Origin of the sequence: Aliihoeflea sp. 2WW, assembly GCF_000497755.1 — a bacterium.
Classification (GTDB): domain Bacteria; phylum Pseudomonadota; class Alphaproteobacteria; order Rhizobiales; family Rhizobiaceae; genus Aliihoeflea.
Genome location: NZ_AYOD01000035.1, coordinates 248,676 through 271,233 on the forward strand (window position 1 = coordinate 248,676; position 22,558 = coordinate 271,233).

Consider the following 22,558-nt stretch of genomic DNA (forward strand, 5'->3'; position numbering starts at 1 on the left):
GATGCGGGTCGCCAAGGCATCCTTCGTCTCGCCGGAGCGCAATTTCGCCTATGGCGTCGTGGCAATTTCGCTGTCGGTGTTCGTCTTCGCCTACTCGACACGCTTCGGCCCGGCTGCCGTCCTTGCCTATTACGCATTGTGGCTGCCGCTCGTCCTCATCGACTATCGCCGGGTGCTCGGCAACTATGCGCGCTATCACTGGATACTGGCGTTCGGCGTGCTCGCCTGCCTGTCCACCTTCTGGTCGCTGGCACCCGGGACGAGCGCGCGGGCGAGCGTGCAATACGCCACGCACATCGTCTGCGCGCTGATCGCGGCGCGTGTCATCGGGGCGCGGACGCTGAGCTTCGGCGTCCTTGCCGGTGCGACGCTGGTGCTTGCCTATTCCTTTGCCTTCGGCGGCTATCATTTCGATCCGCTCGACGGCACCTACAGTTTCGTCGGTGCCTTCTCCTCGAAGAACCAGCTCGGTTTCTACGCATCGCTCGGCGTCTATTTCGCCTTCGTGGCGGTGTTTCTGCTCGACGCGGCCGTCGTCACCCGGCTCGTCGCGATGGCCATTGGCGGCGTCTCGGCCTATGCGCTCGTCGCCTCGCAATCGGCGACATCGCTCATCGGCATCGTGCTGACCCTCGCCGCGATGGCGGGTATGCGCGCGGTGCTCCTGTTCTCGCCTGCCGCACGCAAGGTGCTCTTCATCGCCCTGGCGATCGTCGCCACCGGGGGTATCGTCGTCGCCCTCAATGCCGGCGCGCTCGATGCGGTGCTGGCAATCTTCGGCAAGGATGCGACACTGACGGGACGGACCTATCTGTGGTCGGAAGGTCTCGCCTCCATCGCGCAGGCGCCGGTTTTGGGCGTCGGCTATCAGGGCTACTGGGTGCAGGGCTTCGGCGAGGCCGAACGGCTTTGGGCGGAGTTCTACATCGCAACCCGGACCGGCTTCCACTTCCACAACACTTACATCGAGGCCCTGGTTGAACTCGGCGCGGTCGGCTTCGCACTGATCTGCGTCCTCATCGGCGGCGTGCTCTTCGCCCATCTGGGGCGCCTTCTGTCACGCGCCAGCGATCAGGCAGCCTACGTCCTGTTCGGGCTGGCGGTCCTGCTTCTCATTCGCTCGTTCGTCGAGGTCGACATCCTCTATCCCTATACGATCGGCTCGTTCCTGATCTACTACGCGGCAGGCCAACTGACCGTCCGCCATGCCAACGTGCACGGCAGGACGGATACGGAATTGCTCGTGGCGGCCCGTTAGGCGCGCAGCGCCTTCTGGCTCGTCATCACGAGATAGGCTGTCAGAAACATGATGCCGAGAAGCTTGAAGCTCTCCTCGATGAAGACCTGTCCGCCGAAATCGACCGGGTAAACGTCGACCGCCATCGAAAGACCGAAGGCGCCGACGCAGGCCGCGAGCAGCAGCCAGGGCGTTGCCGATCGGAGCAGCCAGGCCTGATGGCACAGCATCGCCAGCAGCAGCGCGTGCGGGACGAGGACGACGATTTCGGGGATGCCGAACGTCGCGATCGATTCGTGCAGCATGAAAAGATCGTCGAGCCCCATCACGGCGGAGAAGGCGCCCCCGAAAAGCAGGAGGCTGCCGAAATTGCGGCCGGGTCCACCCTTCAACGCCACGTGTGCCTGCAGCGCACCGACAGCGCCGACCATCCACAGGACGATGCCGAGATTTGAGACGAGGCCGAAATAGTTGGGGTTGTTGGCGATCGCGTTGGGGTCGCGGACGAGATCGTAATGGTCGATCCCCCACAACTGGTCTGCGGCCAGCACCGCAAGACTTGCCATTGCTCCCACCGCCAGGATGATCGCTGCGACCTTCAACTCGCGGGTCGGCAATAGCAGGCGCGCGGACGCGCCGGAGGATGTGGAAATCGTCATGGGCCGCGATCTTCTCTCAAATTCGACGCGCCCCAGCGATCGTGATCTTGCCGGGTTTTATGACACTTCTATGACGATGCGGCGTTGCGGGCGTGCGGTCAGTAGACGGCCCGTCCGCCCGAGATATCGAATACCGCACCGGTCGTGAACGAGCAGTCCTCCGAGGCGAGCCAGGCGATCATCGCCGCCACCTCGGCAGGCTCGACGAAACGGTGGAGCGGAATCTTGGCGAGCATGTAGTCGATGTGTTCCTGCGTCATCTGGTCGAAGATGGCGGTGCGGGCGGCGGCAGGCGTCACGCAGTTCACCAATATGCCCGATCCCGCCAGTTCCTTGCCGAGAGACTTGGTCAAGGCGATGAGGCCCGCCTTCGAGGCCGAATAATGCGACGCATTGGGATTGCCTTCCTTGCCGGCGATCGATGCGACGTTGATGATCCGGCCATAGCCCGAGCCCATCATGAGCGGCACAAGCGCGTGGCAGGTCAGATAGGGAGCGACAAGATTGACCTCGACCGTCCGCCGCCAGACATCCGGCGCAAGGTCCCAGGTCTTCGCATTGCCGCCGGTGATGCCCGCATTGTTGACCAGAATATCGACGGGCCTCGCCTCGAAGCTTCTGCGCGCTGCGGCGGCGACTGCGCCCTCATCGGTCAGTTCGACCACCGCACCGCTCGCCTGATCGCCGAGCGAACGGGTCGCCTCGTCTATGGCTGCCGCATCGATGTCCCACAATTCGACGGCCGCCCCGCTGGCGATCATCCGCTCGGCAGTGGCAAAGCCTATACCGCGCGCTCCGCCCGTAACGATGGCCTTGCGTCCCTCAAGATCGATGCGGTTCATGCGCGGTCGCCTTCTTCCTTGCGAGTGATGCCGTTCAATTCGGCGACGATGTCGGCAAGCATCGGCACGTAGTCGTCGCCCCGTCCGATCCCTTCGGCCGTGGCGAAGCTGTTCTTCACGCTCGACGCCATATGCGAGGCAATGCCGCTTTCGCTGGCAAGGCCGGTCAGATAGCGCATGTCCTTGTGCGCGTTGCGCAAGGTGAATTTGTGCGCGTCGCGGTTTCGGTCGACCGCGTACTGCATGAAGGTCTGGAAGAAGCCGCAATCCATACGGCCGCCATCGATGATGCCGCGGAAGGTCGCGGCCTCGACGCCGTTGCGGGCCCCGATCGCCAGCACTTCCGCGTAAAGCGCGGCGTAGCCGAGCGCGACGAAATTGTTGAGCAGCTTGACCGTGTGGCCGGCCCCCACCTCTCCGACGCGCATGATGCGCCCCGCCCAGCATTTCAGGATCGGCTCGACGCGGGCGAAGTCCGCCTCGCTTGCCCCCACCATCGTGTCGAGCTGGCCCTCCCATGCCTCCTTGGGCGTTCGTGCCAACGGCGCATCGACGAAGGCGATGCCGACTTCATTGCAGGCCTTGGCAAGGCTGCGCGTCGATACGGGGTCGCAGGTCGAGCAGTCGACGATCGTGTGAACGGCGCCCTTGTCTTTCAATATCTGCGTGACGACGACCTCGACCTGCGGGCTGCCCGGAAGACACAGGAAGACGATGTCGCTGACGGCCGCAAGTTGGGTGACCGTGTCCGCCTCGCCTGCTCCGCGCTGGCGCATATCATCGATCGGGGCGCGGTTGCGATGCCCCATGACGGTCATCGGATAGCCGGCCTCTATGATGTTCTTGGCGATGCCGTGCCCCATCAGTCCGACGCCGACGATGCCGATCCGTTCACGTGTGCTGCTCATGCGGCATCTCCTTGGGTCGCCTGTTTTCGGGCGCGTTCGTCGGCGATGTGCGCCTTCACGATCGCCCCGAAATCGGTATCGGCCACGAAGCCCACTGATGTCGCCCGTTCGGCCGAAAAGTCGCGCGGCCAGCCGGCGACGATCTTGACGATCGCCGCGTCCGGCCTGCGCTTGATCAGCGCCGCGGTGTCGTTGCCGGCGATCTCGCGCAGCGTCTCGATCATCTCGCCCACCGTGATCGACAGGCCCGGCATGGTCAGCGAGCGTCGGTCGCCCAGAATTGCGGTATCGAGCGTTGCGGCGTGCAGCAGGAACCCGACCGCCGCGGCCGGGCTTGCCACCCAATGCCGCACGCCGTCTCCGACCGGGAGCACCGCCTCGATGCCGGCCAGAGGCTCGCGGATGATGCCGGAGAAGAAGCCGGACGCCGCCTTGTTGGGTTTGCCGGGACGAACGACGATGGTGGGCAGGCGGATGCCCACGCCATCGACAAATCCCTTGCGGCTGTAGTCCGACAACAGCAGTTCGCAGATCGCCTTTTGCGTTCCGTAGCTCGTCAGCGGCGCATGAAGAAACGTGTCGCGGATCGGCTCTTCGAAGGGCGCGCCGAAGACGGCGATCGAAGAGGTGAAGACGAGGCGCGGCCGATAGTCGTCACCCGCAAGGCGGATCGCCTCGAGCACATTCTGCATGCCGACGAGATTGATCCGGTAGCCCTTCTCGAACTCGACCTCCGCCTCGCCGGAGACGATCGACGCCAGATGGAAGATGACGTCAGGCCGGGCCGCGACGAGGCTCGAGATCGTCGCGGGATCGGCGATGTCGCCGGCACTGGTCGAGATCAGCTGCGACGGCACCCCTGCATCGACGACGTCGAAGGAGTGGATCGCCTCGATCCGGCGTCCGCCGAGTTCGCCGCCCGCCACAAGCGTTTCGACCAGCCGCCGCCCGATCATGCCCGCGCCGCCAAGAACCAGTATGCGCATCGGCGCCCTCCTTCGTTTCGACCGATCAGTGATTGTCGCGCGGGACCAGCGGCTGCTTGCCGTCGACGCCGCCCTGGGCGAGCCGGCGATAGGCGACGGCCGGCTCAAGGACCATGCCGGTCTCGAGCTGCGAGACGAGGCCGCGCTGGATTTCCTGCCACGGTGTCTGGTGGGCGGGAATTTCATATCCGCCCCGGCGGGCGAGTTCGGTGCGGCGATCCTGCAGCTCGGCGTCGTCGACCAGCATGTCGGCCTTGCCGTTCTTCAGGTCGATCCGGACGCGGTCGCCGGTTCTGAGCAGCGCCAGCCCGCCATTGAGCGCCGCTTCCGGCGAGGCGTTGAGGATGGAGGGTGAGCCGGACGTTCCCGACTGCCGTCCGTCGCCGATGCAGGGCAGGGCGTGGATGCCGCGCTTGATGAGGTAGTCCGGCGCGCGCATGTTCACCACCTCGGCGGCGCCCGGGTAACCGATCGGGCCCGCGCCACGCATGAACAGAATGCAGTTTTCGTCGATGCCGAGCGCCGGATCGTCGATCCGGTGGTGGTAGTCCTCCGGTCCGTCGAAAACGATCGCCCGTCCCTCGAACGCCATCGGTTGCGCGGGATCGGACAGGTAACGGTCGCGGAATTCCTGGGAGATCACCGACATCTTCATGATGGCGCTGTCGAACAGATTGCCGCGAAGGACGCGAAAACCGGCATTCGTCTTGAGCGGCTTGCCGAATGGCCTGATGACGCGGTCGTCCTCGATCGCGGCCTCGCGGCAGTTCTCGCCAATCGTCCGCCCATTGACGGTCATCGCGTCCGCAGCGATCAGGCCGTTGGCCATCAGTTGCGCGACGACGGCCGGCACGCCGCCGGCGTGGTAGTAATCCTCGCCCAGATACTCGCCGGCGGGCTGGAGGTTGACCAGAAGCGGCACTTCCTCGCCATAGGTCTGCCAGTCTTCGATCGTCAGCTCGACGCCGACATGGCGCGCGAGAGCGTTGAGATGGATCGGCGCGTTGGTCGAGCCACCAATGGCGGAATTCACGCGGATGGCGTTGATGAACGCGTCGCGCGTCAGGATGTCGGACGGTTTCAGATCCTCCGCGACCATCGCCACGATGCGCTTGCCGGTCAGATAGGCCATTTCCTGGCGATCCCGATAGGGTGCCGGGATCGCGGCAGAACCGGGAAGCTGCATGCCGAGCGCCTCGGCAAGGCTGTTCATCGTGGTCGCCGTGCCCATCGTGTTGCAATAGCCGGTGGATGGCGCCGAGCTGGCCACCAGTTTGATGAAGCCCGCATAGTCGATCTCGCCGGCCGCCATCATCTCGCGCGCCTTCCACACGATGGTGCCCGATCCGGTGCGCTCGCCGCGGAACCAGCCATTGAGCATCGGGCCAACCGACAACGCGACGGCCGGGATGTTGACGGTCGCAGCGCCCATGAGCATGGCCGGGGTCGTCTTGTCGCAGCCGATATTGAGGACGACACCGTCGAGCGGATAGCCGTAGAGCACCTCGACCAGGCCGAGATAGGCGAGGTTGCGGTCGAGCGATGCGGTCGGCCGCTTGCCGGTTTCCTGGATCGGATGGACGGGAAACTCGATCGCGATGCCGCCGGCCTCGCGAATGCCCTCGCGCACGCGCTTGGTGAGTTCGAGGTGATGGCGGTTGCAGGGCGACAGGTCGGACCCGGTCTGCGCGATCCCGATGATCGGCTTTCCGGACTGCAGTTCCTCCTGCGAGAGGCCGTAGTTCAGATAGCGCTCGAGATAGAGCGCCGTCATGTCCGGGTTCAGCGGATTGTCGAACCAAGCGCGCGACCTCAGCTTTGCACCTTCACCCGTCGTCATGATTGAACCTCCCCTTCACTGTCGCCGACAAGAACTGCCGGAGCAGTTTTGGCAGCGCTGCCATTCGTACAATGCGCAAGACGTCGACACAACACCCTTGCGTCCTCAAGTCGACCCTGCGCGCCTGCCGCGGAACGTCGTGTAGATTACGGAAACCCAGATCAGAGCCAGCGCGACTGCCAGAACCGCGGCGATCGGACGATTGACGAAGGTCAAGAGCGAACCGTCCGACTTGATCATCGTCGTGATGAAATTGTGTTCGAGAATGGGGCCGATCACGATGCCGAGGATGCAGGGCGCGATCGGGATGTCGTTTTCCTCCATGAAGAAGCCGAGCAATCCGAAAACGAGCATGATGACGATGCCGTAGGCCGCGTTGTTGGAGGCGAAAGCGCCGACGATGCAGAAGACGAGGATGATGGGCATCAGGATCGAACGCGGCGTGCGCAAGAGACCTCGCGCCAGCTTGATCACCATCCAGCCGAGCGGGATCATCAAGAGGTTGGCGAGAATGAAGATCAGGAAGACCGCGTAGATCGTCTGCGGGTTGAAAAGGAAAAGTGTCGGCCCCGGATTGAGGCCTTTCACGTAGAGGACCCCGATCACGATCGCGGTGATCGTGTCGCCGGGAATGCCGAAAACGAGCGCGGGCACCCAGGCGCTCGACAGCGAGGCATTGTTGGAGGATGTCGCCTCGACAATGCCCTCGACATGGCCCGTGCCGTATTTTTCCGGCGTCCGCGAAAAACGCCTGCTGACGGCATAGCTCACATAGGCCGCCACATCCGCCCCGGCGCCCGGCAGGATGCCGATGGCCGTGCCCGTGACATTGCCGCGGATCTGCTGGCGCCAGTAGCGGGTCAGCATGCCGCCCCAATCGCGAAAGATGTTGCCGACCCTGACCTGAACATTGTCCCAGGACGGCGCGCCGGCCGCCATGGTCCGCATGACCTCGGAGACGGCGAAAAGGCCGATCATGGCCGGTATGAAGTCGATGCCGGCCATAAGGTCGGTCGAGCCGAAGGTAAAGCGCGGCACGCCCGACGCGTTCTTGAGCCCGACCGTCGCGACGAGCAGGCCGATCAGCAGGCTGACCATTCCCTTGACCGGCGACGCGGCGCCGATGAAGGTCGCGCAGGTCAGGCCGAGCATCGCCATCCAGAAATATTCCTGGGACGAGAAGTTCAGCGCGAACTCGGCCAGCGCCGGCGCCGCAAATATCAGCACGATCGTGCCGAACAGGCCGCCGATTGCCGAAAAGAGGACGCAGGCGCCGAGTGCGGTTTCCGCCTCGCCCTTGCGCGTCATCGCATAGGCTTCGTTGGTGTAGGCGGCGGAAGCGGGGGTTCCGGGCATGCGCAACAGCGCGCCGGGAATGTCGCCGGCGAAGATCGCCATCGCCGCGCAGGTCACCATCGCGCCGACCGCGGGGATCGGGTCCATGAAGAAGGTCAGCGGCACCAGAAGCGCCGTCGCCATCGTGGCGGTCAGGCCCGGCACCGCGCCGACGAGGAGGCCGAACAGAGCTGCGGCGGTGACCGTGGTCAGAACCTGCCAGGTGAAGACGAGCCCGAATGCCTGGAGTATCGCGTCCATGTCGACCTCCTCCTACCAGGGCAGCCGCGGCATGACGCCGAACGGCAATGGGACCAGCAGCAGGCTGCGGAAGACATAATCGGTGACGAGCGTCGCCGCGACGGCGAAGAAGATCGCCTTGCCCCACGAGACCGACAGCAATCGAAAAAGGACGAGCAGGATCGCGAAGGAAACCGGCACGAAACCAACAGGGCGGGCGAGGAAGATATAGGCGATGACGCAAAGGACGGTGACGAAAACAGCGAGCAACGCGCCCGGTTGACGCGTCCATTCGGTACGTGTGACGAGCGCCACGCGCCCCTGCTGCCAGCCCTTGGCGAACAGGACGAGTGCGCATGCGACCATCGCGAGCCCGATCAGCGTCGGGAAGGCCGCGGCGCCATATTGCTGTCCCGGCACGGCGGGCAAAGTGCGCGCATAAACCGCTATCGCGGCTCCGAGAAAGAGGAGCACGGTGCCGAGCATCGTGTCGCTGAACCGCATGAAGGTCTCCACCAGATCGATGGGAAGCGTGGCGACCGCCTGCCGACCGATGGCCGGCAGGCTTTCGTCGATCGGATTACTGGGCGAGACCGACGGCCTCCATCGTCTCGCCAAGTGAGGCGTCGGCCTGTTCCATGAAGGTGCCGAACTCATCACCACGTGCCCAACGCACGCCATAGCCCTGGGCGGCCATGAAGTTCTGGTAGTCCTCGCTGTTGTAGACCGCCTCAAGCGCATCCATGAGGCGGGTGGCGACGTCCTCCGGCAGGTCTTGCGGGCCGACGATCCCGCGCCATGCGCCGATCTGCCAGTCCGAGCCGATGGCCTCGGACAAGGTCGGCACGTCGGGGAACAGGTCGGCGCGTTCGGGGCCCATCAGGCCGAGCGACTTGACGCGGCCAGCCTCGATCAGGCCGCGCGCCTCGACGAGCGAGACGGGGACGAGATTGACGCCGCCTGCCATCAAATCCTGAAGGCCGGACGCGGCGCCGTCGCTCGGCACCCACGGTACGCTCGCCGGATCGATGCCGCGATCATTGAGAAGCCCCGCGATGGCGAGATGCCAGATGCCGCCCTGCCCGGTTCCCGAGGCACGGAAGGTGCCGGCGGGTGATCCGGCGATCGCCTCCAGGAGGCTTTCGAGCGTGTCGTATTCGGAATCGGCCAGCACCTGCACCCCGGCCGCATCCTCGTTCATCAGTGCGAGGGGCGTATAGTTCGCGTAGGTCAGTTCCGTCAGGCCCTGCCAGTGCATCATGCCGATCTCGACCGTGGCGATGCCGATCGTGTAGCCGTCCGGTTCGGCCTCGGCGATGGCCGAATGGCCGACCACGCCCGATCCGCCGGTGCGGTTGACGACGCTGACCGGCTGGCCGAGCTCGCGTTCGAGGCCCGCGCCGATGATGCGCGCTGTGGCGTCGGTGCCGCCGCCCGCGCCCCACGGCACGATCAGGGTCAATGGCCTGTCCGGATATTGCGCGGCTGCATGGGGAATGGTCCCCGCCGCCGCGGCAAGCGCGACGCCCAGTGCCAGAACGGTTCTTGCGATCATCTTGGTTTCCTCCCTTGTGATGATTCGGATGCGCCCGATGCCTCCCCGCATCGACCGCTCAGGTCGTGGCTCCCCTGACAAGTTCGAACGGAACGTCGACGACCTTCGCGCCTCCCGGCTCCATCACCATGCGGGCGCCGATCTCGCCGATCTCGGTGCGCGGCGTGCGCAGGGTCGTCAGCGGCTGCGGTGCGAAGCGGCCGATGTCGAGGCCGTTGAAGCCCATGATGGCAAGTTGCGAGGGCACCGAGATGCCGTTGGCGAAACAGTGGAACAGGCCGCCCACCGCGAAGTCGTCATTCGAAAAATAGACCGCGTCGAGATCGGGGGTGCGCGCCAGCATCCGCTCGAGCGCGGCACGGCCGGCTTCCGTCGAGGACGTCCGGCCGATGAGTTCCGTTTCCACGACGCTGGCGCCCGCCTCGGCGAGGACCTCGCTGAAGCCGGCAAAGCGTTTTCGCGCCCGCGGGTCGCATGCGAATTGCGGGCCGACATAGCCGATCCGCCGGTAACCGCGCTCGACGAGATGGCGTCCGCTCACGGCGCCCGCCTCGCGCTGCGAAAAGCCGACGACGATGTCGATGCCCTCGCCATCGGTATCCAGCAATTCGGCGATGCGCACGCCGCTGTTCTTCAGCATGGCGCGCGTGCGCGGCGTATGCTCCAGGCCGGCTACCAGGAAGGCGGCGGGGCGCCAGGCCAGCATCGACTGGATGACCTTCTGCTCCTGGTCGAGATCGTAGTCGGTGACGGCGATGACCGTCTGGAAGCCGATCGGATCGAGCGTCACCGCAGCGCCGCTCAGCAGGTCCGGAAAGACGATGTTGTGCAGGGACGGGATGACGATGCCGACGAGGTTGGAGCCCGAGGAGGCAAGCGTTCCGGCGATCCGGTTCGGCACATAGCCCAATTCCTCGACCGCCTTCATCACGCGGTCCCGGGTCGCCTGCGAGAAGGAGCCGTGATTGCGCAGGACCCGCGAGATCGTGCTCATTCCAAGGCCGACGGCCGCACTGACTTCGCGCAGCGTGACCTCGTTCCGGTGCTTGTGATCGTCGTCCTGGTCCATGGTGGCGACACCCTAACCGCAACGTCCAGGCACGGCTACCACTATTTGGCAGCGCTGCCAAAAATTACTTGCCAGCAATTTGGCGATGCGTTACCCGTTTGCTCCAGGTTGCCCGCCCGCACATTCGTGAACGGTCAGGTTGTACCGGGAGGAGTGCCATGACACCGACAGTGCGGGTTTTGCCGCATGGTTAGCCATGACCGGAATTCCTCTTCTGTCGCGCTGGTGACGGGCGGCGGAACTGGCGTCGGCCTTGCGATCGCGACGGCCCTGGCGGAAGCCGGATGGCAGGTGGTCATCACGGGCCGGCGCGGCCAGATCCTGGACGACGCTGCCGCGCGGCTGGTCAGCAAAGGGCTGGCGGTCACCGGCATCGTGGCGGACCTCGCCGATCCGGCCGCGGTCAAGAATCTCTTCGCGGAAGTCGTCTCGGTTCACGGCAGGCTCAATCTCCTGGTCAACAATGCCGGGATAAATGCTCCGCCTTTGCCGCTGGAAGAGATCGACTTTTCCGACTGGAACGCGGTCCTCGCCTCCAATCTCACATCGGCATTCCTGTGCACCCAGCACGCGGTGCGCCTCTTCAAGACGCAATCGCCAAAGGGCGGGCGCATCATCAACAACGGATCGGTTTCCGCCACGACGCCACGCCCGAACTCGGCGCCCTATGCGGCGACAAAGCACGCGATCACCGGGTTGACCAAGGCGACGTCACTCGAAGGGCGTGCGCACAACATCGCCTGCGGCCAGATCGATATCGGCAATGCGGCGAGCGAGATGACCGACACGATCTCGAAGGGCGTCCTGCAGGCCGACGGCAGCATCAGGGCCGAGGCGACGATCGACCCGCGCAATGTCGCCGATGCGGTCGTCTACATGGCCGGTCTGCCGCTCGGCACGAACGTACTGACCTTAACCGTCATGGCGAACGCGATGCCGTTCGTCGGACGCGGATAGCGCGCCCGCGGAACAGGCAGGCGCAACGGGACATCAGGGAGGATCTCCAATGGCGTCAGTCGAAATCGACGACGTACGCAAGTCTTTCGGAAATCACCCCGTCATCAAGGGCGTCAGCATCGATATCGAGGACGGCGAATTCGTCATTCTCGTCGGCCCGTCGGGCTGTGGCAAGTCCACGCTTCTGCGCATGCTGGCCGGTCTCGAGCACATCACGTCCGGCGAGATCCGCATCGGCAACAGGATCGTCAACGACCTGCCGCCCAAAGAGCGCGACATCGCCATGGTGTTCCAGAACTACGCGCTCTACCCGCACATGACCGTCGCCGACAACATGTCGTTCTCGCTCATGCTCGCAGGAGCCTCGAAAAGCGAAATCGAGGAACGGGTGAAGCCCGCAGCCGAAATCCTCGGCCTGTCGAACCTGCTTCACCGCTACCCACGCCAGCTTTCCGGGGGGCAGCGCCAGCGCGTCGCGATGGGCCGGGCGATCGTGCGCGATCCGCAGGTCTTCCTCTTCGACGAGCCGCTTTCCAATCTCGACGCCAAGCTGCGCGTGTCGATGCGCACCGAGATCAAGAACCTGCATCAGAGACTGACCACAACGACCGTCTACGTCACGCACGACCAGATCGAGGCGATGACGATGGCCGACAAGATCGTCGTCATGCATGACGGCATCGTCGAGCAGGTCGGCGCGCCGCTCGACCTCTACGACAATCCGGCCAACCTCTTCGTCGCCGGCTTCATCGGATCGCCGGCGATGAATTTTCTCAACGGCCGTCTCGACGAGGCAGACGCGGCCCGCTTCGTCACCGATGACGGCGTGGCGCTTCCTGCGCCCGCAGATCTCGCTTCCGCACGCGGAAAGGCGCTGGTGTACGGCATCCGGCCGGAATCCTTTTCGTTGGGCGGTCCTGTCGAACTCAAGGTTCAGGTCATCGAGCCGACCGGCTCGGAAAGCCAGATCGTCGGGCTCATCGGTCAAACGCAGGTGACCTGCGTCTTTCGCGAGCGGGTGATGCTTGCGCCGGGCGAAACGCTGAACGTGTCGATCGATCCGCGCACGGTGCACCTCTTCGACGCGGGCAGCGGGATACGACTTAGGGACTGAGGCAGAGGAGCGGGCGAGAAGGGCGGAGGTCCCGATACGTCCGAAACAAGAAGGAGGAGATGACATGACGTTCAATCGCAGACAGATCATGACAGGTGCCGCCGGACTTATCGGAACGGCCGCGCTCGGTGGCATAACCATGCCGCGGCGCGCTTTCGCCCAAAACGCCATTCCCACCTACACGCCCGAAGCCGGCGCGACGCTGCGGCTCCTGCGCTGGGTTCCCTTCGTCAAGGCCGAGGAAGAGGCGTGGAACGCCAACACACGCGCCTTCACCGAGGCGACCGGCGTCGAGGTCCGGATCGATCAGGAAAGCTGGGAGGACGTGCGGCCCAAGGCGGCAGTCGCCGCCAATATCGGCTCCGGCCCCGATCTCGTCATGGGCTGGTTCGACGACGTGCACCAATATCCCGACAAGCTGGTCGACGTGACCGAGCTCGGCACCGCGCTCGGCGAAGCGCATGGCGGCTGGTATCCCGGTCTCGAAGGCTATGCTCGTCGCGACGACAGCTTCATCGCCCTGCCGCTCTGCGCCATCGGCAACGCGATCTGCTATCGCGCAAGCCAGGTCGAGGCGGCCGGGTTCTCGGAATTCCCGAACGACACAGCCGGCTTCCTGGAACTTTGCACGGCGCTGCAGGCCAATGGCACACCTGCAGGCTTCCCGCACGGCAAAGCCGTCGGCGACGGCAACAACTACGCGCATTGGCTGCTGTGGAGCCATGGCGGACGCATGGTCGACGAAAGCGGAGCGGTGGCCATCAACAGCCCGGAGACTCTGGCTGCCATCGAATATGCGCGGGCGCTCTACGCGACCTTCATTCCCGGCACCGAAAGCTGGCTCGACATCAACAACAACCGCGCTTTCCTGGCCGGACAGTGCTCGCTCGTCGCCAATGGCGTGTCGCTCTACTACGCAGCGCGCAACGACCCGGCCATGCAGGAGATCGCCGACGACATCCGCACCACGACGCTGCCGGTCGGACCGGTCGGCGAATCGGTCGAGTTGCACCAGACGTCGACGCTGGCGATCTTCAACCACACGCCCTATCCGGAAGCGGCCAAGGCCTATCTCGCCTTCATGTACGAAGCCGACAACATGAATGCGTGGATCGAGGGCGCCAGCGCCTATTGCTGCCAGCCATTGCGGGCATACGAGTCGAACCCGGTCTGGACGTCCTCGCCGATCCACGAGCCCTACTCGAAGGCGTCGGCGAGCTTGCGCCCGAATGGCTGGCCCGGCCCGCTCGGCTATGCGTCCGCGGCGGTGATGGCCGACTATGTCCTTGTCGACATGTTCGCCGAAGCCGTGACCGGCCAGCGCACGCCCGAAGACGCGATCGCAAACGCCGAACGGCGCATCAACCGCTACTACCGCGTCTGACGCGGTCGGCACCGGGCTCGCGTGAGCCCGGTGCTTCCCATTCGGGCCAAGTCGACCCTGTGACGGAGATCAACGGCCAATGTCCACGACCCTGGAAGGCGGAAAAATCGCCGTATCGCGACCCAGAACATCGATGCTGACGCGGCTCAGCGAAAGCCGCAACGGGCTCGGCCTTCTGTTCATGCTGCCAGCGGCCGCCTTTCTCCTGTGCTTCCTGACCTATCCGCTCGGCCTCGGCGTCTGGCTCGGCTTCACCGATACCTCGACCGGTCGACCGGGCGTCTTCATCGGTCTCGAGAACTATGTTTGGCTGTGGAACGACAACGTCTTCTGGCTCTCGGTCTTCAACACGCTGCTCTACACCTTCGTCGCGACGGTTCTGAAATTCGTACTGGGCCTCTGGCTCGCGCTCGTCCTGAACCAGCATCTGCGGTTCAAGAACTTCTTTCGCGCCATCATCCTGCTGCCGTGGGTCGTGCCGACCGTGCTGTCGGCGCTCGCCTTCTGGTGGATCTTCGATTCGCAATTCTCGATCATCTCCTTCGTCCTGATGGACTGGGGCCTGATCGAGCGACCGATCAACTTCCTCGGCGACCCTAACCTGGCGCGCGCCTCAGTCATCGCCGCCAATGTCTGGCGCGGCATTCCCTTCGTCGCGATCTGTCTCCTGGCCGGTCTGCAGACGATCCCGCAATCGCTGCACGAGGCGGCCGCGCTCGACGGCGCCAAGTCCTGGCAGCGCTTCCGCTATGTGACGCTGCCGCTTCTGACGCCGATCATCGCGGTCGTGATGACCTTCTCCGTGCTGTTCACCTTCACCGACTTCCAGTTGATCTACGTTTTGACGCGCGGTGGGCCCGTCAATGCGACGCATCTGATGGCGACGCTCTCCTTCCAGCGTGCCATACCCGGCGGCCAGCTCGGCGAAGGCGCGGCAATCGCCGTGGCCATGATCCCGTTCCTGCTCGGCGCGATCCTGTTCAGTTTCTTCGGCCTGCAACGCCGCAAATGGCAGCAGGGCGGAGCCGATTGAGGACATGACCATGACCGACAACGCAATCGAGGCAAAAGCCACAGAAGACGATATCGTCGGCATGAACCAGTACGACACGCTGATGCGCCGCATCGTCGTCGTCTACCTGCCGCTCTTCGTCTTCGTCTTCGTCTTGCTGTTCCCGTTCTACTGGATGGCGGTGACGGCGGTGAAGCCCAACCACCAGCTCACGAACTATCGCGACTACAGCCCGTTCTGGGTCGTCGGGCCAACGCTCGACCACATCAAGTATCTCCTGTTCCAGACTTCCTATCCGGGCTGGCTGTGGAACACGATGATCGTGTCGGTCTTCTCGACGATCCTGTCGCTGGCGGCGTCCGTCTTCGCCGCCTATGCGATCGAGAGGGTGCGGTTCACCGGCGCGCGGGTGACGGGGCTGATGATCTTCCTCGCCTATCTCGTGCCGCCGTCGATCCTGTTCATCCCACTCGCCTTCATGGTGTTCCAGTTCGGCATCTACGACACGCGACTGGCGCTGATCCTCACCTATCCGACCTTCCTAATTCCGTTCTGCACCTGGCTCCTGATGGGCTATTTCCGCTCGATCCCGTTCGAACTCGAGGAGAGCGCCCTCGTTGATGGCGCGAGCCGCTGGCAGATCTTGACCAAGATCGTCCTGCCGCTGGCCATTCCCGGCCTGATCTCGGCCGGCATCTTCGCCTTCACCCTGTCGTGGAATGAGTTCATCTACGCGCTGACCTTCATCTCGTCCTCGGAGAACAAGACCGTTCCGGTCGGCGTGCTGACGGAGCTCGTGCGCGGCGACGTCTATGAATGGGGGGCGCTGATGTCCGGCGCGCTGATCGGCTCGCTGCCGGTCGTCATCCTCTATTCGTTCTTCGTCGACTACTACGTGTCGTCGATGACGGGCGCCGTGAAGGAATAGACTTCCTCCCAGGAGAAGCGGCGAAAAGGCCGGTGCATCCCTGCACCGGCCTTTCATTTCGTCCGTTCTTGCGGTGTGCCGATCAGTCGGCGGCCGTCACCTGGCGCTGCTCGCCCAGCCCCTCGATGCCGAGCCGCATCGTCTGCCCAGCCTTCAGGTAGACGGGCGGCTTCTGCCCCATGCCGACGCCGGGCGGCGTGCCGGTGGCGATGACGTCGCCGGGGTGAAGCGTCATGAACTGCGACAGGTACGAGACGAGGTGGGCGACGCCGTAGACCATCGTCTTCGTCGAGCCGTCCTGGTAGCGGTGCCCGTCGACCTCCAGCCACATGCCGAGGTTCTGCGGATCGGCAATCTCGTCGGCCGTCACCATCCACGGACCGATCGGCCCGAACGTGTCGCAGCACTTGCCCTTGTCCCAGGTGCCGTGGCGTTCGAGCTGGTATTCGCGTTCCGACACGTCGTTGACGACGCAGTAGCCGGCGACATGCGAAAGCGCGTCGGCTTCCGACACGTATTTCGCCGTCTTACCGATGACGATGCCGAGTTCGACCTCCCAATCCGTCTTCACGGACCCGCGCGGGATGCGAACCTCGTCGTTCGGCCCGACGATCGCCGAGCGCGGCTTCATGAACATGATAGGCTCCGGCGGAACCTTGGCACCGCTTTCGGCCGCATGGTCGGCATAGTTGAGCCCGATGCAGATGAACTTGCCGACATCACCGACGCAGGGACCGATTCGCGGATTGCCATCGACCTGCGGCAGGCTTGCCGGATCGATCTTGGCAAGGCTTTCAAGCCCTGACGGCGTCAGCGCGTCGCCCGAGATGTCGGCGATCTTGCCCGAGAGGTCGCGGATGCGACCGTCCGCATCCAAAAGCCCCGGCTTCTCCTTCCCCGGCTCGCCATAGCGCAGCAATTTCATGCGTCGTTCCCTTCCCTGTTGTTCAAATCGCCCAGCCGCCGTCGATCAGGTGGATCGCGCCGGTCGTATAGCTTGCCGCCGACAGATAGACGACGAGATCGGCGATCTCCTCAGCCGTTCCGATGCGTCCGATCGGCTGGCGCGCGATGAAGGCCGTGCGCGCCGCCTCGTAGTCGCCCTGCGCCCTCAGCCTTTCGTGCAGCGAGGGGCTGTCCACCGTTCCCGGACAGATCGCGTTGCAGCGGATGCCTCGCGCCACATAGTCGGCCGCGACCGATTTCGTCAGGCCGATCACCGCCGCCTTGGAAGCGCTGTAGAGGCACCGGTTGGGCACGCCCTTCACGCTCGAAGCGACCGACGCCATGTTGATGATGCAGCCGTCGCGGCGCTCCAGCATGCTCGGCAGCACCGCCTTGATCATGCGGACCTGCGCCTTGACGTTGAGCGCGAAGGCGAAGTCGAATTCGTCTTCCGTGCAATCGAGAACCGTGCCGGCATGGACCACGCCGGCGCAGTTGAACAGGATGTCGACTTGGCCGATCTCACCGGCCAGCGCCGTGATGGCGTCCGGGTCGAGCACGTCCAGCCGACGCGCGGTAGTTCGCGGCACGCCGTCGAACGATGCGAGCCCCTCGGGATTGATGTCGGTGGCGACGACCGTCGCGCCGGCCCGCGCCAGAGCAAGTGCGCTTGCATGGCCGATGCCCTGCCCGGCGGCCGTCACCAGCGCCGTTCGACCCGTCAGATCGATCATCGTGACCTCCCCTCCTGCTTTCCACCCTCGTAACATCGCAAGGAGGCGATGGAAACCGATTATTGGCAGCGCTGCCAAGGTGAGCAACGCCGGCCATGACATGTCTGGCCCTAAAGCCGATCCGGTCTCGCCCTTGAGGCCTGCCCGGTGAGATGCGACAACGAGCCTGTCGCGAACCCCGAGGCCTGCAATGCTCAAGACCCCCTATCTCCTTTTCCTGGGCGACGCGCCCGATCCACTGGCAGCCAAGGTCGCCAATGGCATCAAGGACTGGCGTCCCGACCTCTCGGTCGGCCAGTTCCGCATGGACGGCTGCAAGGCCGATCTCGGGCTGACGGACATGACGATTTCCGAGGCGAAGGCCGCGGGCGCGAAGACACTCGTCATCGGCGCGGCCAATCGCGGCGGTGTCATCTCCAAAAGCTGGATCGCGGTGATGAAGGAAGCGATCGAGGCCGGCATGGATGTCGCGTCCGGCCTGCACGATCTTCTTGCCGAAGTGCCCGAACTTGTCGAAGCCGCCGAGCGCCACGGCACGAAGCTGATCGACGTGCGCATTCCGACCGTCGACTATCCGATCGCCAACGGCGTCAAGCGCACCGGCAAGCGGTGCCTCGCCGTCGGCACGGATTGCTCGGTCGGCAAGATGTACACGGCGCTCGCGATGGAAAAGGTCATGCGCGAACGCGGCCTCAAGGCGACCTTCCGCGCCACAGGCCAGACCGGCATCCTGATCACCGGCGAAGGCGTGCCGCTCGACGCGGTGATCGCCGATTTCATGGCCGGGTCGGTCGAGTGGCTGACGCCCGACAACGATGCCGACCACTGGGATCTGATCGAGGGACAGGGCAGCCTGTTTCACGCTTCCTATTCGGGCGTGACGCTGGCGCTGATCCATGGCGGCCAGCCCGATGCGCTGGTGCTCTGCCACGAGCCGACGCGCGATCACATGCGCGGCCTGCCTGGCTACAAGCTGCCGTCGCTGGAGGCGCTGCGCGATCTCGCGCTGACCATGGCGAAGATGGTCAATCCCGGCTGCAAGGTGGTCGGCATCTCGATCAACACTGCGGCGATGTCGGAGGCCGACGCCCGCGCCTATCTCGCCGAAGTCGAAGCGCGACTGGGCCTGCCGGCCGTCGATCCGTTCCGCGACGGGGCGGAACGGCTTGTCGAGGCGCTGGAGGGGTAGTTACCCGTCGTAGCCTTCCATGATGGTCATCTCGGCATCCGCCACTTCCTGGCGGATCGCCTTGGCGGCTTGGTACTCAGCCGAATTGTAGCAGTCGAGCGCGTCCTTGATCGAGGCGAACTCGATGACAACGTTGCGGCTGCGACCCTTGCCCTCCATGGCGTGGTAGGTGCCGCCGCGCGCCAAAAACTTCGCGCCATAGCGCTCGAAGGCCGGCTTGGCGGTCGACACGTAATCCTTGTAGCGCTCGGGATCGCGGACATCGACATGTGCGATCCAGTAACCCTTGGCCATGTTCATCTCCCTTGGATGGTCTTCATTTCATCGAGAATGGCGATCGCCGCGGCGCGGCGGTCGGATGCGGCGATGATGGGACGCGCGACGACCAGATGGCTCGCACCCGCGCGCAAGGCGTCGGCGGGCGTCACGACACGCTTCTGGTCTCCATGGTCGGCGCCGGCCGGGCGGATGCCGGGCGTGACGACCGCCATCGAAGGGCCGACGATACTGCGCACCCGCGCGGCTTCCGCAGCCGAACAGACGATGCCGCCCATGCCTGCGTCACGCGCCTGCTCGGCGCGTCGGGCGACCAGCGTCTCCGGGTCGTCGCGATAGCCGGCGTCCATGAGATCGGCGGCGTCCATCGAGGTCAGGACCGTCACGCCGAGAAGGGTGAGGTCGCTGCCGCGCGCGGCGGCCACCGCCGCGCGCATTGCCTTTGGGTAGGCATGCAACGTCAGCATGGTCACGCCCATCCTGACGATGTTCTCGACACCTTTCTCGACCGTGTGGTCGATGTCGAGCAGCTTCATGTCGAGGAAAACCTGTTTCCCTTCAGCGGCGAGGTCGCGGGCAAATTCCAGCCCCCCGGCGAAGACGAGCTGGTAGCCGATCTTGTAGAAGCCCACGATCCCATCGAGATCGCGCACAATCCGCTCGGCGTCAGCGATCGTCGGCACGTCGAGACCGACGATGAGGCGGTTGTCGGTTGTCGTCATCTCATCCTCGGTGAAAGCAGGCGCGCGCGGTCGATCAAGGTGCGGCAGACGTTTTCCATGGCCTTGCGCGTGCGCTCGTCCTTGAAGCGGCCATGTTCGTCGAACGCCTCGCCCGCCCGCGCGACGGAGCATTGCGGCGTGACGATCTCGACGCCGCAATTCATCAGGACGGCGCGCAGATGGTAGAGCCCGCGAATGCCGGCAAAATTGCCGTCCGACGACGAGCAGAGCCCCGCCACCTTGCCCGCGTAAGGCTTGAACGGCTTGCCATTGTCGGCATGGACGCGGCTGACCCAGTCGATTGCATTCTTAAGCAGAGGCGGGATCGAGGAGTTGTATTCGGGGCTCGCGATCAGCAGCCCGTCATGCGCCGCGATCTGGCGCGCGAGCCGAAGCGCATTTTCAGGGACGCCGTGCTCGCGCTCGAGATCCTGGTCGACGATCGGCATCGGGTAGTCGGCGAGCGAGATGCGGGTGACGTCGGCGCCTTGCGCGCCGAGTTCGGATTGCGCCACGTCGGCCGTCTGGCCGCTATAGGCGCCGGTTCGGATCGACCCTGCAAAGACAAGGATGCGTGGTGCTGCCTGCATGAACCCTCTTAATCGCTGCCAACGCGATTACCGGGGCGCGCCGCGTCTGTCAAAGTGTCAGACCAAGGGACGTCGATAGAGCCAGAGCTGGGTCGGAGGGAAATTGCGCATGACGAAATCGAGATGTTCGACGACGTAGTCGCCTTTACCAGCCGGCACCGGCGACATCGGCCCGTAGGTGAGCTGAACGACGGGGCGGCTGGGCGGTACGCGGCGCAACAGGTCCTCGACATAGGCGACGCGCTTGTCGACGGAAAAGTTGAGCAGCGGCACACCGGACACGATGGCGTCGAACTGAAGGCCGCTCTTGTCGCCGAGCGTCGCATCAAGATCGAAGGCGTCGCCCTTGATGACGTTCACCTGCGGGAACTGCTCGTTGAGATGTTCGACGAAATCGGCCGAATGCTCGATCGAATAGAGGTCTTGCGGCGAAACGCCCCGCTCCAGGATCGCCTTGGTGATGACGCCGGTGCCGGGTCCGAGTTCGAGAACGGGCAGGCCTGATTCGGGGTTGATGACCGAGGCCATGCGCCGCGCGGTGACGGAACTGGTCGGAAGCATGGCGCCGACGGCGCGCGGCTGGTCGATCCAGCCCTTGAGGAACTTCAGTTCTTCGTCGAAATGGCGCGTCAGCTTCTGCAGCCCGGTCTTCATCGCGGCGTCGTCCCTCCATTTGGCAGTGGCGGGAGACTACAGGCTAAGCGTGACCGAACAAGGACAAACATGTCGCTCACACGGGATCGTGTGTCGCAATTGCGCTCAGCCTAGTTGCCGAACGATTCGAAGAAATCCTTCATACGCGAGAAAAAGCCGGAGGATTGCGGGCTGTTCGCGGTCGAGGAAAGCTCCTCGAACTCCTCCAGCAATTCGCGCTGGCGCTTGGAAAGGCTCTGCGGCGTCTCGACCGCGACCTGAATGTAGAGATCGCCGACCTGGTTCTGGCGCAGGATCGGCATTCCCTTGCCCTTCATGCGGAACTGGCGGCCATGCTGGGTGCCCTCGGGCACCTTGACCCGCGTCTGCGTGCCATCGAGCGTCGCGACCTCGAACGCGCCGCCGAGCGCAGCCGTCGTCATCGAGATCGGAACCTTGCAGTAAAGATCCGCGCCGTCGCGCTGGAAGAACTCGTGCGGCTTCAGAGACAGGAAGATGTAGAGGTCGCCGGACGGCCCGCCACGCAGCCCGGCCTCGCCCTCGCCGGCAAGGCGAATGCGGGTGCCATCCTCGATGCCCGAAGGGATGTTGACCGAGAGCGCACGCTCCTCGGTGACGCGGCCCTGGCCGGCACATTTGCGGCACGGGTCCTGAATGGTCTGGCCGCGTCCCTGGCATTGCGGGCAGGTCCGTTCTACGGAAAAGAAACCGCCCGTCTGCGCCCGAACCCGGCCCGCGCCGCCGCACATCGAGCAGGTGACGGGCTGCGTCCCCGGCCGTGCGCCGGAGCCCGCGCATTCGTCGCAGGCCATGGAGGACGGCACCCTGATCTGGGCGGTCTTCCCGGCGAAGGCTTCCTCGAGCGTGACTTCCATATTGTAGCGCAGATCGGCGCCGCGATTGTTGGCGCCGCCGCGTCGGCGGCCGCCCATCATCTCTCCGAAGATGTCCTCGAAGATATCGGCGAAACCGCCGGCCTGACCGAAGCCCGCTCCGCCACCGCCGAACCCGCCCTGTTCGAACGCGGCATGACCGAAGCGATCATAGGCCGCACGCTTCTGCGGGTCCTTCAGCGCTTCATAGGCTTCGTTGATGTCCTTGAACTTCTTCTCCGCCTCGTGGTCGCCGGGATTGCGGTCGGGGTGATACTGCATGGCCAGCTTGCGAAAGGCGACCTTCAATTCCTTCTCGTCAGCGCCCTTCTGCACTCCGAGGGTCTCGTAATAGTCGGCCTTCATGGTCATCCCTGGTTCAGTCTCACGATTGGGCGAAGGAATGGCGCATCCGCTTCGAGCCGAAGCGCGGCGCCTAGCTGCCCGATTTAGGAAGCCTGCGGCCGGTATGCCATAGGCGGCGCCGTTCTCCATGCGCATTTCAGCAAC

23 protein-coding genes are annotated in these 22,558 nt (G+C 64.6%); 7 read left to right on the top strand and 16 right to left on the bottom strand.

The window, feature by feature from the left end:
• The first annotated feature begins 1 nt into the window (after position 1).
• Positions 2 to 1,258, top strand: coding sequence for an O-antigen ligase (locus tag ALII_RS0115280; RefSeq protein WP_051375916.1), 1,257 nt, complete (start codon positions 2 to 4; stop codon positions 1,256 to 1,258).
• Here ALII_RS0115280 and ALII_RS0115285 read toward each other — a convergent pair.
• The 9 genes from ALII_RS0115285 to ALII_RS0115325 all read right to left on the bottom strand — a co-directional run bounded on the left by ALII_RS0115285 (position 1,255) and on the right by ALII_RS0115325 (position 10,671).
• Positions 1,255 to 1,896, bottom strand: coding sequence for a hypothetical protein (locus ALII_RS0115285; RefSeq protein ID WP_051375917.1), 642 nt, complete (start codon positions 1,894 to 1,896; stop codon positions 1,255 to 1,257). The genes ALII_RS0115280 and ALII_RS0115285 overlap by 4 nt on opposite strands.
• Before the next feature lie 98 nt (positions 1,897 to 1,994).
• Positions 1,995 to 2,738: an SDR family NAD(P)-dependent oxidoreductase gene (locus ALII_RS0115290; RefSeq protein WP_024588106.1), complete on the bottom strand. Its 744-nt coding sequence runs from the start codon at positions 2,736 to 2,738 to the stop codon at positions 1,995 to 1,997.
• Positions 2,735 to 3,646, bottom strand: coding sequence for an NAD(P)-dependent oxidoreductase (locus ALII_RS0115295; RefSeq protein ID WP_024588107.1), 912 nt, complete (start codon positions 3,644 to 3,646; stop codon positions 2,735 to 2,737). The genes ALII_RS0115290 and ALII_RS0115295 overlap by 4 nt, the downstream gene beginning before the upstream one ends.
• Positions 3,643 to 4,632, bottom strand: coding sequence for a D-erythronate dehydrogenase (gene denD, locus ALII_RS0115300; protein ID WP_024588108.1), 990 nt, complete (start codon positions 4,630 to 4,632; stop codon positions 3,643 to 3,645). Before denD ends, ALII_RS0115295 begins: the two co-directional genes overlap by 4 nt.
• Positions 4,633 to 4,657: 25 nt before the next feature.
• On the bottom strand, positions 4,658 to 6,472 hold the full coding sequence (locus ALII_RS0115305) for an IlvD/Edd family dehydratase (protein WP_024588109.1): 1,815 nt from the start codon (positions 6,470 to 6,472) through the stop codon (positions 4,658 to 4,660).
• Between the two features lie 105 nt (positions 6,473 to 6,577).
• The gene (locus ALII_RS0115310) at positions 6,578 to 8,068 is read right to left on the bottom strand and encodes a tripartite tricarboxylate transporter permease (protein ID WP_024588110.1); all 1,491 of its coding nucleotides are present in this window, start codon (positions 8,066 to 8,068) and stop codon (positions 6,578 to 6,580) included.
• Positions 8,069 to 8,080: 12 nt separating this feature from the next.
• Positions 8,081 to 8,665 (bottom strand): tripartite tricarboxylate transporter TctB family protein, encoded by a 585-nt coding sequence (locus ALII_RS0115315; RefSeq protein ID WP_024588111.1) that lies wholly within the window; start codon positions 8,663 to 8,665, stop codon positions 8,081 to 8,083.
• Positions 8,628 to 9,602 carry a tripartite tricarboxylate transporter substrate binding protein gene (locus ALII_RS0115320; protein WP_029660604.1) on the bottom strand — a complete coding sequence of 325 codons (975 nt, stop codon included), beginning with the start codon at positions 9,600 to 9,602 and terminating at the stop codon, positions 8,628 to 8,630. Before ALII_RS0115320 ends, ALII_RS0115315 begins: the two co-directional genes overlap by 38 nt.
• 58 nt (positions 9,603 to 9,660) lie before the next feature.
• On the bottom strand, positions 9,661 to 10,671 hold the full coding sequence (locus ALII_RS0115325; RefSeq protein WP_024588113.1) for a LacI family DNA-binding transcriptional regulator: 1,011 nt from the start codon (positions 10,669 to 10,671) through the stop codon (positions 9,661 to 9,663).
• Between the two features lie 186 nt (positions 10,672 to 10,857).
• Here ALII_RS0115325 and ALII_RS0115330 point away from each other — a divergent pair, with 186 nt between their 5' ends.
• The 5 genes from ALII_RS0115330 (at position 10,858) to ALII_RS0115350 (ending at position 16,066) form a co-directional block, all read left to right on the top strand.
• On the top strand, positions 10,858 to 11,628 hold the full coding sequence (locus ALII_RS0115330; protein ID WP_024588114.1) for an SDR family oxidoreductase: 771 nt from the start codon (positions 10,858 to 10,860) through the stop codon (positions 11,626 to 11,628).
• A 49-nt stretch (positions 11,629 to 11,677) separates the two neighbouring features.
• Positions 11,678 to 12,742, top strand: coding sequence for a sn-glycerol-3-phosphate ABC transporter ATP-binding protein UgpC (gene ugpC / locus ALII_RS0115335; RefSeq protein WP_024588115.1), 1,065 nt, complete (start codon positions 11,678 to 11,680; stop codon positions 12,740 to 12,742).
• 64 nt (positions 12,743 to 12,806) lie between these two features.
• The gene (locus ALII_RS0115340; RefSeq protein ID WP_024588116.1) at positions 12,807 to 14,126 is read left to right on the top strand and encodes an ABC transporter substrate-binding protein; all 1,320 of its coding nucleotides are present in this window, start codon (positions 12,807 to 12,809) and stop codon (positions 14,124 to 14,126) included.
• A gap of 133 nt (positions 14,127 to 14,259) precedes the next feature.
• On the top strand, positions 14,260 to 15,159 hold the full coding sequence (locus ALII_RS0115345) for a sugar ABC transporter permease (protein ID WP_152529655.1): 900 nt from the start codon (positions 14,260 to 14,262) through the stop codon (positions 15,157 to 15,159).
• Positions 15,160 to 15,163: 4 nt separating this feature from the next.
• Positions 15,164 to 16,066 carry a carbohydrate ABC transporter permease gene (locus ALII_RS0115350; protein WP_024588118.1) on the top strand — a complete coding sequence of 301 codons (903 nt, stop codon included), beginning with the start codon at positions 15,164 to 15,166 and terminating at the stop codon, positions 16,064 to 16,066.
• 82 nt (positions 16,067 to 16,148) lie between these two features.
• Here the strand turns inward: ALII_RS0115350 and ALII_RS0115355 are convergent, their stop codons facing one another.
• Both ALII_RS0115355 and ALII_RS0115360 read right to left on the bottom strand, forming a co-directional pair.
• A complete protein-coding gene (locus ALII_RS0115355; RefSeq protein WP_024588119.1) occupies positions 16,149 to 16,991 on the bottom strand; it encodes an ureidoglycolate lyase in 843 nt (280 codons plus the stop codon).
• A gap of 22 nt (positions 16,992 to 17,013) precedes the next feature.
• A complete protein-coding gene (locus tag ALII_RS0115360; protein ID WP_024588120.1) occupies positions 17,014 to 17,745 on the bottom strand; it encodes an SDR family oxidoreductase in 732 nt (243 codons plus the stop codon).
• A 190-nt stretch (positions 17,746 to 17,935) separates the two neighbouring features.
• Here ALII_RS0115360 and dgcN point away from each other — a divergent pair, with 190 nt between their 5' ends.
• On the top strand, positions 17,936 to 18,934 hold the full coding sequence (dgcN, locus tag ALII_RS0115365) for an N-acetyltransferase DgcN (RefSeq protein WP_024588121.1): 999 nt from the start codon (positions 17,936 to 17,938) through the stop codon (positions 18,932 to 18,934).
• On the opposite strand, the gene ALII_RS0115370 is transcribed toward dgcN, so the two are convergent.
• The 5 genes from ALII_RS0115370 to dnaJ all read right to left on the bottom strand — a co-directional run bounded on the left by ALII_RS0115370 (position 18,935) and on the right by dnaJ (position 22,414).
• On the bottom strand, positions 18,935 to 19,228 hold the full coding sequence (locus ALII_RS0115370) for a DUF1330 domain-containing protein (RefSeq protein WP_024588122.1): 294 nt from the start codon (positions 19,226 to 19,228) through the stop codon (positions 18,935 to 18,937).
• Between the two features lie 2 nt (positions 19,229 to 19,230).
• Positions 19,231 to 19,932, bottom strand: coding sequence for an orotidine-5'-phosphate decarboxylase (gene pyrF / locus ALII_RS0115375; RefSeq protein ID WP_024588123.1), 702 nt, complete (start codon positions 19,930 to 19,932; stop codon positions 19,231 to 19,233).
• Positions 19,929 to 20,522 carry an NAD(P)H-dependent oxidoreductase gene (locus tag ALII_RS0115380; protein ID WP_024588124.1) on the bottom strand — a complete coding sequence of 198 codons (594 nt, stop codon included), beginning with the start codon at positions 20,520 to 20,522 and terminating at the stop codon, positions 19,929 to 19,931. The genes pyrF and ALII_RS0115380 overlap by 4 nt, the downstream gene beginning before the upstream one ends.
• 57 nt (positions 20,523 to 20,579) lie before the next feature.
• Positions 20,580 to 21,176 (bottom strand): phospholipid N-methyltransferase PmtA, encoded by a 597-nt coding sequence (gene pmtA, locus ALII_RS0115385; protein WP_024588125.1) that lies wholly within the window; start codon positions 21,174 to 21,176, stop codon positions 20,580 to 20,582.
• A 110-nt stretch (positions 21,177 to 21,286) separates the two neighbouring features.
• Entirely contained in the window at positions 21,287 to 22,414 is a 1,128-nt protein-coding gene (dnaJ, locus tag ALII_RS0115390) for a molecular chaperone DnaJ (RefSeq protein ID WP_024588126.1), read from the bottom strand.
• Positions 22,415 to 22,558: the final 144 nt, after the last annotated feature.